Source organism: Enterobacter cloacae complex sp. S3 (assembly GCF_014930495.1).
GTDB classification, from domain to species: Bacteria; Pseudomonadota; Gammaproteobacteria; order Enterobacterales; family Enterobacteriaceae; genus Enterobacter; species Enterobacter asburiae_B.
Genome location: NZ_JADBRD010000018.1, coordinates 172330 through 187395, shown reverse-complemented (window position 1 = coordinate 187395; position 15066 = coordinate 172330). Strand labels below are relative to the sequence as shown.

At 56.8% G+C, this 15066-nt stretch carries 17 protein-coding genes; 9 read left to right on the top strand and 8 right to left on the bottom strand.

Going from position 1 to position 15066, the window contains the following annotated elements; all coding sequences use genetic code 11:
* Positions 1-27 precede the first annotated feature (27 nt).
* Entirely contained in the window at positions 28-606 is a 579-nt protein-coding gene (locus IM317_RS11000) for a CoA pyrophosphatase (protein WP_023312196.1), read from the bottom strand.
* 6 nt (positions 607-612) lie between these two features.
* Entirely contained in the window at positions 613-1938 is a 1326-nt protein-coding gene (gene pabB / locus IM317_RS10995) for an aminodeoxychorismate synthase component 1 (RefSeq protein ID WP_033145824.1), read from the bottom strand.
* 61 nt (positions 1939-1999) lie between these two features.
* Between pabB and IM317_RS10990 the strand changes: the two genes are divergently transcribed.
* Positions 2000-2191 (top strand): YoaH family protein, encoded by a 192-nt coding sequence (locus IM317_RS10990; protein ID WP_033145823.1) that lies wholly within the window; start codon positions 2000-2002, stop codon positions 2189-2191.
* A 6-nt stretch (positions 2192-2197) separates the two neighbouring features.
* Here the strand turns inward: IM317_RS10990 and IM317_RS10985 are convergent, their stop codons facing one another.
* Positions 2198-2542, bottom strand: coding sequence for a RidA family protein (locus IM317_RS10985; protein WP_008500498.1), 345 nt, complete (start codon positions 2540-2542; stop codon positions 2198-2200).
* A 133-nt stretch (positions 2543-2675) separates the two neighbouring features.
* Between IM317_RS10985 and IM317_RS10980 the strand changes: the two genes are divergently transcribed.
* The 5 genes from IM317_RS10980 (at position 2676) to rnd (ending at position 9055) form a co-directional block, all read left to right on the top strand.
* Positions 2676-4586, top strand: a complete 1911-nt coding sequence (locus tag IM317_RS10980) for an ATP-dependent DNA helicase (protein WP_033145822.1) — start codon at positions 2676-2678, stop codon at positions 4584-4586.
* Between the two features lie 66 nt (positions 4587-4652).
* Complete coding sequence (gene tsaB / locus IM317_RS10975; RefSeq protein ID WP_033145821.1) at positions 4653-5348, top strand: tRNA (adenosine(37)-N6)-threonylcarbamoyltransferase complex dimerization subunit type 1 TsaB; 696 nt, start codon at positions 4653-4655, stop codon at positions 5346-5348.
* Positions 5349-5385: 37 nt separating this feature from the next.
* The gene (locus tag IM317_RS10970) at positions 5386-5967 is read left to right on the top strand and encodes a Slp family lipoprotein (protein WP_033145820.1); all 582 of its coding nucleotides are present in this window, start codon (positions 5386-5388) and stop codon (positions 5965-5967) included.
* A gap of 203 nt (positions 5968-6170) precedes the next feature.
* Positions 6171-7856 carry a long-chain-fatty-acid--CoA ligase FadD gene (gene fadD / locus IM317_RS10965; RefSeq protein WP_023312189.1) on the top strand — a complete coding sequence of 562 codons (1686 nt, stop codon included), beginning with the start codon at positions 6171-6173 and terminating at the stop codon, positions 7854-7856.
* A gap of 71 nt (positions 7857-7927) precedes the next feature.
* The gene (gene rnd / locus IM317_RS10960) at positions 7928-9055 is read left to right on the top strand and encodes a ribonuclease D (RefSeq protein ID WP_115504063.1); all 1128 of its coding nucleotides are present in this window, start codon (positions 7928-7930) and stop codon (positions 9053-9055) included.
* Positions 9056-9131: 76 nt separating this feature from the next.
* Here rnd and minE read toward each other — a convergent pair whose 3' ends face one another.
* Genes minE through minC form a run of 3 tightly spaced genes read right to left on the bottom strand, consistent with a single transcriptional unit; the run spans position 9132 to position 10948 of the window.
* Entirely contained in the window at positions 9132-9401 is a 270-nt protein-coding gene (minE, locus tag IM317_RS10955) for a cell division topological specificity factor MinE (RefSeq protein WP_008500504.1), read from the bottom strand.
* Positions 9402-9404: 3 nt separating this feature from the next.
* Positions 9405-10217, bottom strand: coding sequence for a septum site-determining protein MinD (gene minD, locus IM317_RS10950; RefSeq protein WP_029742160.1), 813 nt, complete (start codon positions 10215-10217; stop codon positions 9405-9407).
* Positions 10218-10240: 23 nt separating this feature from the next.
* Entirely contained in the window at positions 10241-10948 is a 708-nt protein-coding gene (gene minC, locus IM317_RS10945) for a septum site-determining protein MinC (RefSeq protein WP_023312186.1), read from the bottom strand.
* Between the two features lie 123 nt (positions 10949-11071).
* On the opposite strand from minC, the gene IM317_RS10940 reads away from it, so the two are divergent.
* The 3 genes from IM317_RS10940 to IM317_RS10930 all read left to right on the top strand — a co-directional run bounded on the left by IM317_RS10940 (position 11072) and on the right by IM317_RS10930 (position 12588).
* Positions 11072-11347, top strand: coding sequence for a YcgL domain-containing protein (locus IM317_RS10940; protein WP_029742143.1), 276 nt, complete (start codon positions 11072-11074; stop codon positions 11345-11347).
* A gap of 47 nt (positions 11348-11394) precedes the next feature.
* The gene (locus IM317_RS10935) at positions 11395-12054 is read left to right on the top strand and encodes a fumarylacetoacetate hydrolase family protein (RefSeq protein ID WP_029742142.1); all 660 of its coding nucleotides are present in this window, start codon (positions 11395-11397) and stop codon (positions 12052-12054) included.
* Between the two features lie 93 nt (positions 12055-12147).
* Positions 12148-12588 (top strand): YcgN family cysteine cluster protein, encoded by a 441-nt coding sequence (locus tag IM317_RS10930; protein WP_033145818.1) that lies wholly within the window; start codon positions 12148-12150, stop codon positions 12586-12588.
* A 122-nt stretch (positions 12589-12710) separates the two neighbouring features.
* Here IM317_RS10930 and dsbB read toward each other — a convergent pair whose 3' ends face one another.
* Together dsbB and nhaB are read right to left on the bottom strand one after the other, a co-directional pair.
* Positions 12711-13241 carry a disulfide bond formation protein DsbB gene (gene dsbB / locus IM317_RS10925; protein ID WP_023312182.1) on the bottom strand — a complete coding sequence of 177 codons (531 nt, stop codon included), beginning with the start codon at positions 13239-13241 and terminating at the stop codon, positions 12711-12713.
* 143 nt (positions 13242-13384) lie between these two features.
* Entirely contained in the window at positions 13385-14923 is a 1539-nt protein-coding gene (gene nhaB / locus IM317_RS10920; protein WP_033145817.1) for a Na(+)/H(+) antiporter NhaB, read from the bottom strand.
* Between the last annotated feature and the right edge of the window lie 143 nt (positions 14924-15066).

Genomic DNA, 15066 nt, shown 5'->3' with positions numbered 1-15066 from the left:
CGAAAAAGGGTGGAATGTAAAGTATAGTCAAGGTTTCAGGCCGATTTGCAGCGCCAGTTCGCGAATGATGCCCGCCGTCATGCCCCAGACAAAATAATGCTGATACCAGGACAACCAGACCCGATGGTCATGCCCCCGTCGATGGATATCGAGCGGATGATAACGGCTGAGCCGGAGCGCCTCTTCAAGCGGCATTTCAAATACCGCTGAAACTTCATCGACGCTGGCGTGATACTGCAGGCCGGGCGGGATAATGCCCACCACCGGCGTGACCTGAAAACCGGTAACGCTGTCGACGGGCGGCAGCACGCCGATGACCTCCACCGCCTCCGGCGGAATGGCAACCTCTTCCTGCGCTTCCCGCAGCGCGGCGGCAATCAGCGAGGCGTCGGAGCTGTCCACTGCGCCACCCGGAAAGGCGACCTGACCCGCGTGCTTGCGTAAATGGGGAGAACGCTGGGTGAGCAGCAGGCCCGGCTGCGCGCGACGCACGACCGGGATCAGCACGGCCGCCTGACGCTGATTGAGCGCTTCGCGGTTGACCTGCGGTCGTAAAAGCTGAAAACGAGATAAAAAATCGTCCAGCGTCAGGTTCTCTTTTTCCACCCGTGATTACTCCAGTTGTTTCAGGATACGGTTAACTTTATCAAAGGTTTCCTGATATTCCGCATCGACCTGGCTATCGGCAACAATGCCGCCCCCGGCCGAGCAGTAAAGGTTTCCGTCGCAGGCCGTCAGCGTGCGAATGGTAATGCTGGTATCCATGGTGCCGCACAGGCTGATATAGCCGATGCTGCCGCACCAGGCGTTGCGGCGGTGCGGCTCCAGCTCATCAATGATCTCCATCGCCCGTACCTTTGGCGCGCCGGTGATGGAGCCGCCCGGGAACGCGGCGCGGAGCAGATCGCAGGCGGTGCGAGAGGTGGGTAGACGCGCGGTAATGGTACTGACCAGATGATGCACCGCCGGGAAAGGCTCGACGACAAACAGTTCCGGCACGCGCACGCTACCCGGTTCGGCGACGCGGCCAATGTCGTTACGCATCAGATCGACAATCATCAGGTTCTCGGCGCGGTCTTTCGGCGAGGCGGCGAGCTTTTCCGCCTGCTGGCGATCGGCATCGGGGTCCGCAAGACGCGGTAACGTGCCTTTAATCGGACGGGTTTGAATCGTACCCTCGGCCAGATGGATAAAGCGCTCGGGTGACAGGCTAAGAATTACACCCTGTTCCAGACGGACAAACGCGCTGAACGGCGCCTTATTGCTGGCGTTAAGACGGGTAAACGCCTGCCACTCATCTCCCCGGTATGTCGACTGGAAGCGCTGGGCGAGGTTAACCTGGTAGCAGTCACCGCTTTGCAGATACGCCTGAACGCGCGCGAATTTTTCGGCATACTCCGCTGCGGTCATGTTCGAGCGCCAGCCAGAGGTAAGGGTAAACGTCTCTGCCGGGGCAGGCCGTTGCGCCTCCAGCCACGCCAGACGCGCCTGCACGTCATGATGGCTCAGCAGTGAAACCGTTTTTTTCTGATGATCGACAATTAACGCCCAGTCATACAGCCCCACGGCCATGTCTGGCAGGGAAATATCAGCCTGCGCATGCTCCGGCAGCGTTTCGAAAAGGCGACCCAGATCGTACCCAAACAGGCCCAGCGCGCCGCCCTGGAAAGGGAGGTCCGGGTTCGGCGCAGCAGATAAGCCCAGCGCGTTAATGGCCTGCTGCAGCTGCTTCAGGGGATCGTCCGTTAACGACAGGTCATCGGTTGTTAGCGTCTTTAGCGGATCGGCCACCAGAATGTCGAAGCGGCTATAGGGATGGTCCGCATGGCCAGAATGCAGCAGCATCGCAAACGGCAGATGGCTCAGGCGGGCAAACCAGAATTCAGCGGCGTCTGCACGCCAGGGCAAGGTAATAACAGTGGGGAAGCGCATGTTCATGTGTGGCATACTACCGGGCAGCGTGAAATAATTAGCGCGAATAATTTAGCAGGAGTTGACGATGTTTGCAGGTTTACCTTCTCTGAGCCATGAACAGCAGCAGAAAGCGGTTGAGCGAATTCAGGAACTGATGTCCCAGGGGATGAGCAGCGGACAGGCGATTACGGTTGTCGCCGAGGAGATTCGCGCCAGTCATTCCGGCGAGCGGATCGTGGCGCGATTCGAAGATGAAGATGAAGATCCAGAAGAGTAATCGGGCTTACACCGCCGCGATAATCTTAATCTCTACCTTATATTCCGGCTTCATCAGCGTGGCCTGTACGGTACAGCGTACAGGCGCGTGACCCGCCACCACCCATGCATCCCAGGCTTTGTTCATCGCCGCGAAATCATCTTTGTTTGCCAGGAAAATCGTCGCATCCAGAATGCGGGATTTGTCGCTGCCCTGTTTTTCCAGCACCGCATCAATCTGCGCCAGAGTGTTAGCCGTCTGCTCGAACGCATCCGCGTCCAGGTTAGCCGGTACGCCGGTGTAGTAAAGCGTCTGGTTATGGATCACCACATCAGACCAGCGGGCTTCGGCATCAATGCGCACAATTGTCATAAACGTTTCCTCGTTATTTTTCGTCGTCAGGCGGCAAGACTGCCATATTGTTCTCGTGTCGTCACTATTTGGGGTGGCACAGGAGAGGTTGGGCTGACATAATCCCTGTGCAAAAATACAGTGAGAGAGCACCGTGGCAGACGATTTTTCCCCTGAAGGTCAATTAGCGCAGGCTATTCCCGGCTTCAAGCCCCGTGAGCCTCAGCGCCAGATGGCGCACGCCGTTGCACGCGCCATCGATAAGGCTCAGCCGCTGGTGGTCGAGGCCGGAACCGGTACGGGTAAAACGTATGCTTACCTTGCTCCGGCGCTGCGCGCGAAGAAGAAGGTGATTATTTCCACCGGATCGAAGGCGCTGCAGGATCAGCTCTACAGTCGCGATTTGCCCACGGTGGCGAAAGCGCTGAAATACAAAGGTCGTCTGGCCTTGCTGAAGGGACGCTCCAACTATCTCTGCCTGGAACGTCTTGAGCAGCAGGCGCTGGCGGGCGGCGACCTGCCGGTACAAACCCTCAGCGACGTCATTATCCTTCGCGCCTGGGCGAACCAGACCGAAGAGGGCGATATCAGCACCTGCGCGAGCGTGCCGGAAGACTCGCCTGCCTGGCCGCTGGTGACCAGCACCAACGACAACTGCCTCGGCAGCGACTGCCCGCTGTATAAAGACTGCTTTGTAGTGAAAGCGCGCAAAACGGCGATGGACGCGGATGTGGTGGTGGTGAACCACCATCTGTTCCTCGCGGATATGGTCGTCAAGGACAGCGGTTTCGGCGAGCTGATCCCGGAGGCGGACGTGATGATCTTCGACGAAGCCCACCAGCTTCCGGACATCGCCAGCCAGTATTTCGGCCAGTCGCTTTCCAGCCGCCAGCTGCAGGATCTGGCGAAAGATTTCACCATCGCTTACCGGACCGAACTCAAAGATACCCAGCAGCTGCAGAAGTGCGCCGACCGTCTGGCCCAAAGCGCGCAGGATTTCCGCTTACAGCTTGGTGAGCCGGGCTATCGCGGTAACCTGCGCGAGCTTCTGGCGGACAAAAACATCCAGCGCGCGCTGTTGCTGCTCGATGATGCCCTCGAACTCTGCTACGACGTGGCAAAACTGTCGCTTGGCCGTTCCGCGCTGCTGGATGCGGCCTTCGAACGCGCCACGCTCTATCGCGGGCGGCTCAAGCGGCTGAAAGAGATTAACCAGCCGGGGTTCAGCTACTGGTATGAGTGCACCTCGCGGCATTTCACCCTGGCGCTCACGCCGCTGACGGTGGCTGATAAGTTTAAAGAGGTGATGGCGCAAAAACCGGGAAGCTGGATCTTCACCTCGGCAACCCTGTCGGTGAATGACGATCTGCATCATTTCACGGAACGTCTTGGCATTGAGGATGCGGAATCGCTGCTCCTGCCGAGCCCGTTCGATTACGAAAAACAGGCGCTGCTCTGCGTGCCTCGTAATCTGCCGCTGCCGAACCAGCCGGGGGCGGCGCGCCACCTGGCCGCGATGTTAAAACCGATGATCGAGGCCAACAACGGCCGCTGCTTTATGCTCTGCACCTCTCACGCCATGATGCGTGACCTCGCCGAGCAGTTCCGCGCCACCATGACGCTGCCGGTTCTGCTGCAGGGTGAAACCAGTAAAGGCCAGCTGTTACAGCAGTTTGTCAGCGCCGGAAATGCCCTGCTGGTGGCAACCAGCAGCTTCTGGGAAGGGGTGGACGTGCGCGGCGATACGCTCTCGCTGGTAATTATTGATAAGCTGCCGTTTACCTCTCCGGACGATCCGCAGCTGAAGGCGCGCATGGAAGACTGCCGTCTGCGCGGGGGCGATCCTTTCGATGAGGTACAGCTGCCGGATGCGGTGATTACGCTCAAGCAGGGGGTAGGGCGATTGATCCGCGACGTTACCGATCGCGGGGTGCTGGTCATTTGCGATAACCGGCTGGTGATGCGCCCTTACGGAGCGACCTTCCTTGCCAGCCTGCCGCCCGCACCGCGGACGCGGGACATAAAACGCGCGGTGCGTTTCCTGGCAAACCCAACGGCGGAGTAATTTACCCCGGAGTGTGCTAAGATGCGCGCCATTTTGTGACTGACCCTTGCGAGAGCGCGACGACTGATGCGAATTCTGGCTATTGATACCGCGACAGAGGCTTGCTCTGTCGCTCTGTTGAACGACGGTGCTGTTTCTGCTCATTTCGAAGAGTGCCCACGGGAACACACCCAACGCATTCTGCCCCTGGTAAAAGCCATTTTAACCCAGGGCAACACCTCCTTAACCGACCTCGATGCGCTGGCCTTTGGCCGTGGCCCCGGCAGCTTTACGGGCGTACGTATCGGGATTGGCATTGCGCAGGGGCTGGCGCTGGGCGCCGAACTGCCGATGATCGGCGTCTCTACGCTTGCCACCATGGCGCAGGGCGCATGGCGCATGACCGGGGCAACGCGCGTGCTGGCCGCGATTGATGCCCGCATGGGCGAAGTTTACTGGGCCGAATACACCCGCGACGAGCAGGGCGTGTGGCACGGCGAAGAGACGGAAGCCGTGCTCAAGCCGGAAGCGGTCACTGAGCGGCTGCAGCAGCTCTCCGGCGAGTGGGCAACCGTCGGCACCGGCTGGCCGGCGTGGCCAGACATGGCAAACGACACCGGGGTGACGCTGGTGGGCGGCAACATGCTGCTGCCGGCTGCGGAAGACATGCTTCCGATTGCCTGCCAGCTGCTCGCGGCAGGAAAAACCGTTGCCGTTGAACACGCGGAGCCGGTTTATTTGCGAAACACCGTTGCGTGGAAGAAACTTCCGGGCCGCGAGTGAATCTCAGTAACAGGAACTGAGAAAAAGGAGTCGCATCATGGCGGTTCGAACTAAAGTAGTACGCCTTATTATGGCAGGCGCGGTTGCCATAGCACTGAGCGGATGCGTTTCCGTTCCTGATGCGATTAAGGGCAGCAGCCCGACGCCACAGCAGGATCTGGTTCGGGTGATGAATGCGCCTGAGCTTTACGTCGGCCAGGAAGCGCGCTTTGGCGGTAAGGTCATCGACGTACAAAACCAGCAGGGGAAAACCCGCCTCGAGATCGCAACCGTTCCGCTGGACAGCGGCGCGCGGCCGGTACTGGGTGAGGCCTCTCGCGGACGTATCTATGCGGACGTCAGCGGTTTCCTCGATCCGGTCGATTTTCGCGGACAGCTGGTGACCGTCGTCGGGCCGATCACCGGCGCCGTGCAGGGCAAAATCGGCAGCACGCCGTATAAATTTATGACCATGCAGGTCAACGGTTATAAACGCTGGCGGCTGGCACAGCAGGTGATCATGCCGCCTCAGCCGATGGATCCGTGGATGTGGGGTCCACATCCTTATCGTTACGGCTACCCGGGCTGGGGCTGGTATAACCCGGGTCCTGCACAGGTTCAGACGATCGTTACTGAGTAACTTACTGTTATTGTTAGAAAAGAGACAGCGGCTCAGCCGCTGTCTCTGTTTTTTTACGGATAAAACGAAAAAAAAGAGTGACGCGCTTCGCAACCTTAAATCTGAACAATTAATAAACTGGTACGCTGAGTTAATATAATGTTAACAAACTGTTTATTATCGGGGTTGTGATGACGACGAACACTCATTTCAGAGGTGATGCATTGAAGAAGGTTTGGCTTAACCGTTATCCCGCAGATGTTCCTGCTGAGATCAATCCTGACCGTTATCAATCCCTGGTGGAATTATTTGAGCACTCGGTAAGGCGCTACGCGGACCAGCCCGCATTCGTGAATATGGGCGAGGTCATGACGTTCCGTAAGCTTGAGGAGCGTAGCCGGGCGTTTGCGGCGTATCTTCAGGAAGGGCTGGGGCTGCAAAAAGGGGACCGCGTCGCGCTGATGATGCCGAACCTGCTGCAATACCCGGTGGCGTTGTTCGGTATCCTGCGAGCCGGGATGATTGTCGTCAACGTTAACCCCTTGTATACCCCGCGCGAGCTGGAGCATCAGCTGAACGACAGCGGCGCGGCCGCGATTGTCATTGTGTCCAACTTCGCCCATACGCTGGAAAAAGTGGTCGACAAAACCCAGGTTAAACACGTCATCCTGACGCGCATGGGGGATCAACTCTCCACCGCCAAAGGCACGCTGGTTAACTTTGTCGTTAAATACGTCAAGCGCCTGGTGCCAAAATACCACCTGCCGGACGCCATCTCCTTCCGCCGCGCGCTGCATGCGGGCTACCGTATGCAGTATGTGAAACCCGAAGTGGTGGCGGAAGATCTTGCGTTTCTGCAATACACGGGCGGGACTACCGGCGTCGCCAAAGGGGCCATGCTTACCCACCGCAATATGCTGGCAAACCTTGAACAGGTGAACGCCACCTACGGGCCGCTTCTGCATCCGGGCAAAGAAGTGGTGATCACCGCGCTTCCGCTGTATCACATCTTTGCGCTGACCATGAACTGCCTGCTGTTTATTGAACTGGGTGGTCAGAACATCCTCATCACCAACCCGCGCGATATCCCGGGCCTGGTGAAAGAGCTGGCGAAATACCCGTTCACCGCCATGACGGGGGTGAACACCCTGTTTAACGCGCTGCTTAATAACAAAGAGTTCCAGCAGCTGGATTTCTCCACGCTGCATCTCTCTGCGGGCGGCGGCATGCCGGTTCAGCAGGCGGTCGCCGAGCGCTGGGTGAAGCTCACCGGTCAGTATTTGCTGGAAGGCTATGGGCTGACGGAATGTGCTCCGCTGGTCAGCGTGAACCCACACGATATCGACTATCACAGTGGAAGCATTGGTCTGCCGGTTCCTTCGACAGAGGCCAAACTGGTCGATGATAACGATAACGAAGTCGCGCCGGGCGAGCCGGGTGAGCTTTGCGTCAGAGGTCCGCAGGTGATGCTGGGTTACTGGCAGCGTCCCGATGCGACCGACGAAATCATCAAAGACGGCTGGCTGCACACCGGTGATATTGCGGTAATGGATGACGAGGGCTTCCTGCGCATCGTCGATCGCAAGAAAGACATGATCCTGGTCTCCGGCTTCAACGTCTATCCAAATGAGATCGAAGACGTGGTTATGCAGCACAGCGGCGTACTTGAAGTGGCGGCTGTCGGCGTCCCTTCCGGCAGCAGCGGTGAAGCGGTTAAAATATTTGTGGTCAAGAAAGATCCTTCCCTGACGGAGGAGGCGCTGGTAACGTTTTGCCGTCGTCAGCTGACGGGCTACAAGGTGCCGAAGCTGGTTGAATTCCGCGATGAGCTGCCGAAATCCAACGTCGGAAAGATATTACGACGAGAATTACGTGACGAAGCCCGTGGCAAAGTAGACAATAAGGCCTGAGCTTCACGCTAATCGCCCAGACGCCGGTTAAGCCGGCGTTTTTTATGGGCGCAAACAAAAGAGAACCCGTTTTGAATTACCAGATGATCACGACCAACGACGAGCTGGCTTCGCTGTGCGAAGTGACGCGCGACTTTCCTGCCATTGCCCTGGATACCGAGTTTGTCCGTACCCGAACCTATTATCCGCAGCTGGGTTTGATTCAGATGTACGACGGTAAACACGTGTCGCTGATTGACCCTCTCGGCATTACCGACTGGACGCCGATGCGTGACCTGCTGCTCGATACCGCCGTGACGAAATACCTGCACGCAGGCAGTGAGGATCTGGAAGTCTTTCTGAACACCTTTGGCATCATGCCCCAGCCGCTGATTGACACGCAGATCCTCGCGGCATTCAGCAATCGTCCGCTCTCCTGGGGCTTTGCTGCCATGGTGGAGGAGTATACGGGCCTGACGCTGGATAAAAGCGAATCCCGTACCGACTGGCTGGCGCGCCCGCTTACAGAGCGTCAGCTGGAGTATGCGGCGGCAGACGTGTTTTACCTGCTGCCGATTGCCGGACAGCTGATGAAAGAGGCGGAAGCCTCCGGTTGGCTCGCTGCTGCGCTGGACGAATGCCGTATGACCCAGCAGCGTCGTCAGGAAGTGGTTGACCCGAAAGAGGCCTGGCGCGATATCAGCAACGCCTGGCAGCTGCGCACGCGTCAGCTGGCATGCCTGCAGCTGCTGGCAGACTGGCGCTTGCGTAAAGCGCGGGAGCGCGATCTGGCCGTTAACTTTGTTGTTCGCGAAGAGCATCTCTGGGCAGTCGCGCGCTATATGCCGGGCAGCCTGGGCGAGCTGGACAGCATTGGGCTTTCGGGCAGCGAGATCCGATTCCACGGTAAAACCCTGCTGGCGCTGGTCGCCAAAGCGCAGGAGCTGCCGGAAGATGCGCTGCCGGAACCGCTGCTGAACCTGATGGACATGCCGGGCTATCGCAAAGCGTTTAAGGATATCAAAGCGCTGGTGCAGGCGGTTGCAACGGAAAGCAAGCTGAGCGCGGAACTGCTCGCCTCACGTCGTCAGATTAACCAGCTGCTGAACTGGCACTGGAAGCTGAAGCCGCAGAATGGCGTGCCGGAGATGATGGCGGGATGGCGCGGGGAATTGATGGCCGATCGCCTGAATACGCTGCTGGACGGTTACCCGCGATAAAAAAAATATGCCGGGCGATATACCCGGCATATTTCCCCGGTGGCGCTGCGCTTACCGGGGCGGCGAAAACACAAACCTACGGACGAGACTCTTCCGCTTCCGGGAGCGTAACGTTCAGCTCCAGGATCGAAATATCCCCGTCTTTTTGTTCCAGCTGCACCGTGACCATCTCCGGGTCAATCTGCACATACTTACAGATCACTTCCAGGATGTCCTTGCGCAGCTGCGGCAGATAGTGAGGCTCGGCGTCGCTACGACGACGCTCCGCAACGATAATTTGCAGACGTTCTTTTGCGATGTTGGCGGTGTTCTTTTTCCGCGAGAGAAAAAAGTCCAGTAATGCCATAACTTATCCTCCGAACAGGCGTTTGAGGAAACCTTTCTTCTCTTCTTCAATGAAGCGGAAAGGACGTTCTTCTCCCAGCAGACGGTCAACGGTATCGGCGTAAGCTTTACCTGCATCTGCCAATGTATCAAGGATCACTGGCTCGCCCTGGTTAGAGGCGCGTAACACGGACTGATCTTCCGGGATAACGCCCACCAGCTTAATGCGCAGGATCTCCAGCACGTCTTCCATGCTCAGCATGTCACCTTTGTTCACGCGGCCCGGATTGTAGCGGGTGAGCAGCAGGTGTTCTTTAATCGGGTCTTCGCCATTTTCCGCACGACGGGATTTAGAAGCGAGGATGCCCAGAATGCGGTCTGAGTCACGCACGGATGAAACTTCAGGGTTGGTGGTGATGATCGCTTCATCAGCGAAGTAGAGCGCCATCAGGGCACCGGTTTCGATGCCCGCAGGGGAGTCGCAGACAATGAAGTCGAAATCCATTTTTTTCAGATCGTCGAGCACCTTTTCCACGCCTTCACGGGTCAGGGCGTCTTTGTCACGCGTCTGAGAAGCCGGGAGAATGTAGAGGTTCTCGGTGCGCTTGTCTTTGATCATCGCCTGGTTAAGCGTGGCATCGCCCTGAATGACGTTTACGAAGTCATACACGACGCGACGCTCACATCCCATGATGAGGTCGAGGTTACGCAGACCGATATCGAAGTCGATAACGATGGTTTTCTTTCCCTTCTGGGCCAAACCAGTAGCGATGGCCGCGCTGGAGGTGGTCTTGCCAACGCCTCCTTTACCCGAAGTAACAACAATAATGCGTGCCATAGAAATTCCTTGTTAAAAAGGGATCAATTCAACGGTTGAACGGTCAACGCGTCGTCTGCCAGAAGCAGGCGAGCCGCTTTGCCATAAAATTCGGCTGGGATCTTGTCGCTCAGCCAATATTCACCTGCGATGGACACCAGTTCCGCCGTCAGGTGAGTACAAAATATTTGCGCATCTCGATCGCCACTTGCACCTGCGAGCGCACGTCCACGCATCATACCGTATACGTGAATATTGCCATCTGCAATCAGCTCAGCGCCAGCACTGACGTGGCTTGTAACAATCAGATCACAGTTTGGTGCATAAATGCGCTGACCGGAACGAACCGGCACATCAATCATTCGCGTTTTTGTGACGGTAGTAACGTTTTGCACCGCAGGAGGGGGCGTTTGCACGGCAACGGGTGCCGCTCGCGAGGCTTTTTCTTTGCCCTCATTCAGAAGGGGCAGCCCCGCACGCTCAATTTCCGCTTTCAGCTCAGTATCTTTGCAGCCGCTGATGCCCACGATACGCAGTCCGGTCGAGGAGACGGCCTGCTGGAGAAGTTTCCAGTTAACCGGAGCCTCAAGACCGCTGACGTTGATAACAACAGGGGCGTGCTTCAGAAAGGCGGGAGCCTGGGCGATTTTGTCTTCTAACGCCTGACGAATAACCTCGGGTTTTGCATCATGCAAATGTACCACTGATAAGGTGAAGCTACTGCCTTTAAGCTCGATGGGCGTGTTTGACATCCTGGCCTTACTCAATTTGCTATTAACCGCAACCACTCGCTGCGATATTCCGAAGAGTATCAGGCATGTTATAGTCAGGAGTATATTGAGGCAAGCAACCACCCATTAATTCAGAGTAAAAACATGTTTTGTGTGATCTACAGAAGTACAAGCCGTGACCAGACCTATCTTTATGTCGAAAAGAAAGACGATTTTTCACGCGTGCCTGAAGAATTAATGAAGAACTTTGGCCGACCACAGCTGGCGATGCTGCTGCCGCTCGATGGTCGTAAGAAACTGATTAACGCCGATCTGGATAAAGTGAAAACGGCCTTAGCCGAGCAAGGCTATTATTTACAGCTTCCACCGCCACCCGAGAATTTATTAAAACAGCATCTTGAGGCGAACGGTAAAAAATAGTCTCAACTGTTTTTGGGCACAACACATCAACCGTTTAGGGGTCGACCATGTATCAACATCATAACTGGCAAGGTGCATTACTGGATTATCCCGTCAGCAAAGTGGTTTGCGTGGGCAGCAACTACGCAAAACATATTCAGGAGATGGGCAGCGCGACGCCAGAAGAACCGGTCCTGTTTATTAAGCCTGAAACGGCGCTTTGCGATATCCGCCAGCCGCTGGCGCTGCCCCAGGGGCTGGGTTCGGTGCATCACGAAGTTGAACTTGCCGTGCTGATCGGCGCGACGCTGCGCCAGGCCTCAGAAGAACATGTTAAAAAAGCGATTGCCGGATACGGCGTGGCGCTGGATCTGACCCTGCGTGACGTTCAAGGCAAAATGAAGAAAGCAGGGCAGCCGTGGGAAAAAGCCAAAGGGTTTGATAATTCCTGCCCGATTTCGGCGTTTGTGCCGGTGAGCGAATTTACCGGCGATCCGCAGGACACGCCGCTCAGCCTCAAGGTTAACGGTGAGATCCGCCAGCAGGGCACCACGGCAGACATGATCCATAAGATTGTGCCGCTGATCGCCTACATGAGTCGCTTCTTTACCCTGAAGCCGGGCGATGTGATCCTGACCGGAACCCCAGAAGGCGTTGGCCCGCTACTCAGCGGTGACGAGCTTGAGGTCGGTTTCAACGGCCTGTCGCTTAAAACCCGCGTGCTGTAACCCCATCTTGCCGCCTGAAGAGGGCGGCAAAACTTGCAACAACGTGCCAGACTCGTTATAAGGTGCGCTTTCTTTTGACGTGTGGACATCCTGATGAACGACATCCCTTTCTGGCAAAGCAAAACTCTCGACGACATGACTGACGCGGAATGGGAATCATTGTGCGACGGCTGCGGGCAGTGCTGCCTGCACAAGCTGATGGATGAAGATACGGACGAAATCTACTTCACCAACGTTGCCTGCAAGCAGTTAAACATTAAAACCTGCCAGTGCCGCAACTATGAGCGCCGGTTTGAATTTGAGCCTGACTGCATCAAGTTAACCCGGGATAATCTGCCGACGTTTGAATGGCTGCCGCATACCTGCGCGTATCGCCTGCTGGCGGAAGGGAAAGGTCTGCCTGACTGGCATCCGCTGTTAACCGGTTCAAAAGCGGCGATGCACGGTGAACGCATTTCTGTGCGCCACATCGCGGTGAAAGAGTCCGAGGTGCAGGACTGGGAAGATCACATCATGAACCACCCGACCCGTTAAGATTAAAAAACCCGCCGAGGCGGGTTTTTTTGTGCTTGTGCGGCCTGATGCCCTCACCCCAACCTCTCCCACAGGAGAGGGCGCAAACGCTAAAAACGGCAACCTTGGTTGCCGTTTTGCGTTTACCTTCCGAACAAATCGCGTTTCTTCGGTTTGAACGGCTGGGCAATCAGCACCAGCAGCGCCACGACGAAGTAGGCGGCAAAAATGCCCACCAGCCACTGCGGCATCTCCAGCGTCAGGAATTCCCACTGGCGAACGGAGCAGTCACCGGATGCGACAAACACCTGCGGCAGCCATTTGTCCAGCGGCAGCCAGCTTGGGAAGCGGGCGGCAAAATCACAGGTCATAAACGGTGACGGATGCAATTGCATCATGGTGTGCTGCCAGGAGAGTTCAATTCCTTTCCAGGCGCTGTAGATCCAGATGGCAATACCGGCATAGCGAAGCGGCGATTTTGGGGCAATCGCACCCACCAGGCCCGCACCCATAATGCCGAACAGCGCGCTGCGTTCGTAAATACACAGTACGCAAGGTTTCAGTCCCATTACATGCTGGAACCACAGCGCGACCATTTCCAGCGCAAAGGCGGTCAGGGCCATTAACAACCACGCTCCGCGACCGCGGGAGCACTGGTTTAAAAATCTCAACATAATCATTTCCCTGGAACATGCTTAGAAAGCGCAGTGTAAACGAATTCGTTTTTCGCGCCACCTGTACCTGGCGAAATAAAACGTAATTGGATGTTTATCGTGCGAAAAGGCAAACGGGCAGCGAACTGCCCGAGATGCATAGTTTACTGCGCCGCAAGTATACCCGCTTGTACCAGCCATTGCGTACAGGGAATGAGGGTAATTTTGACGCAAAGCAATCCCACGATCGTGAGCACCAGCGTATAGGGCAGCGCCATCCATACCATCCTGCCATAAGAAAGACGTATGAGCGGCGCGAGGGCGGAGGTCAGCAGGAACAGGAAGGCGGCCTGGCCATTTGGCGTCGCTACCGACGGCAGGTTGGTGCCGGTGTTGATCGCCACGGCCAGCAGCTCAAACTGTCCGGCGCTGATAACGCCTTGCTCCATGGCCGCTTTAGCCTCGTTGATGTAGACCGTCCCGACGAAGACGTTATCTGAGATCGACGAGAGCAGGCCGTTAAACAGGTAAAACAGCGAGAGCTGAGCATCCGGTGACGCCTGTAATACAAAGGCAATAATCGGCGCGAACAGGTGCTGGTCGATAATCACCGCCACGACGGCAAAGAACACCGCCAGCAGGGCGGTAAACGGCAGGGCTTCGGTAAACGCCTTGCCGATGGCATGTTCGTCCGTCACGCCGGTAAAGGTGGTGGCGAGAATAATGACTGACAGGCCAATCAGCCCCACTTCGGCAAGATGGAACGCCAGCGCCGCGATAAGCCAGACGCCGATGATCCCCTGAGCAATCAGTCGTAGCGTCTCCTGGCGCGTCCGCTGGCTTCGGCTCTGCAGATCGAATTTATGCAGCTCCTGACGAACCGGCTCCGGGAGCTGCGCCCCGTAGCCGAAGAGGTGAAACTTCTCCACCAGCAGACAGGTCGCCAGCCCGCAGATCAGCACCGGTACGCTCACCGGGGCCATTCTCAGGAAGAAATCACCGAAGTTCCAGCCCGCCGCTTTGGCAATGATCAGGTTTTGCGGCTCGCCCACCATTGTCATCACGCCGCCCAGCGCGGTACCCACGCCGGCATGCATCATCAGGCTGCGCAGAAACGCGCGGAATTGTTCCAGCACGTCACGGTTATGCGCCTCGACGTGGCTGTCATCCTGCAGGTCCTCATTTGGGCGAGAGGAGGCCACGCGGTGATAAATACCGTAAAACCCAACCGCGACGCTGATCACTACCGCAACGACCGTCAGCGCATCCAGGAACGCCGACAGGAAGGCGGCGGCAAGGCAAAACGCCAGCGAGAGGAACATTTTCGACGGAATGCTGAGCAGCAGGCGCGTGAAGATGAACAGCAGCAGCTGTTTCATAAAGTAGATGCCGGCCACCATAAAGATCAGCAGCAGAAGCACTTCGAGATTAGACGCCAGCTCTGCTTTGACATGCCCGGCGCTGGTCATACCGATGACGACGGCTTCAAACGCCAGCAATCCGCCCGGCAGAAGGGGATAACATTTCAGCGCCATGGCCAGGGTGAAGATAAACTCCGCCACCAGCAGCCAGCCGGCGATAAAGGGATTCACGCTAAAAATGATGGGATTAACGACCAGGAAAACCAGCAGTATCAGCTTATACCAGTCAGGAGACTGACCTAAAAAATTGCGCCATAGCGCGCGCCCAAAAGAAATTTCCACAACAGACGTCCTTCCCGTCAAGTAAGACAAAACATCAGTATACGCAAAAATCGCGGCCTGGAGGCGGATAAGGCTGCATTGTAAATTTCACAAAAATGAAACGGCGATCCCTCTTTTCTCTCTTTGCCGCGCTACCTGCCACT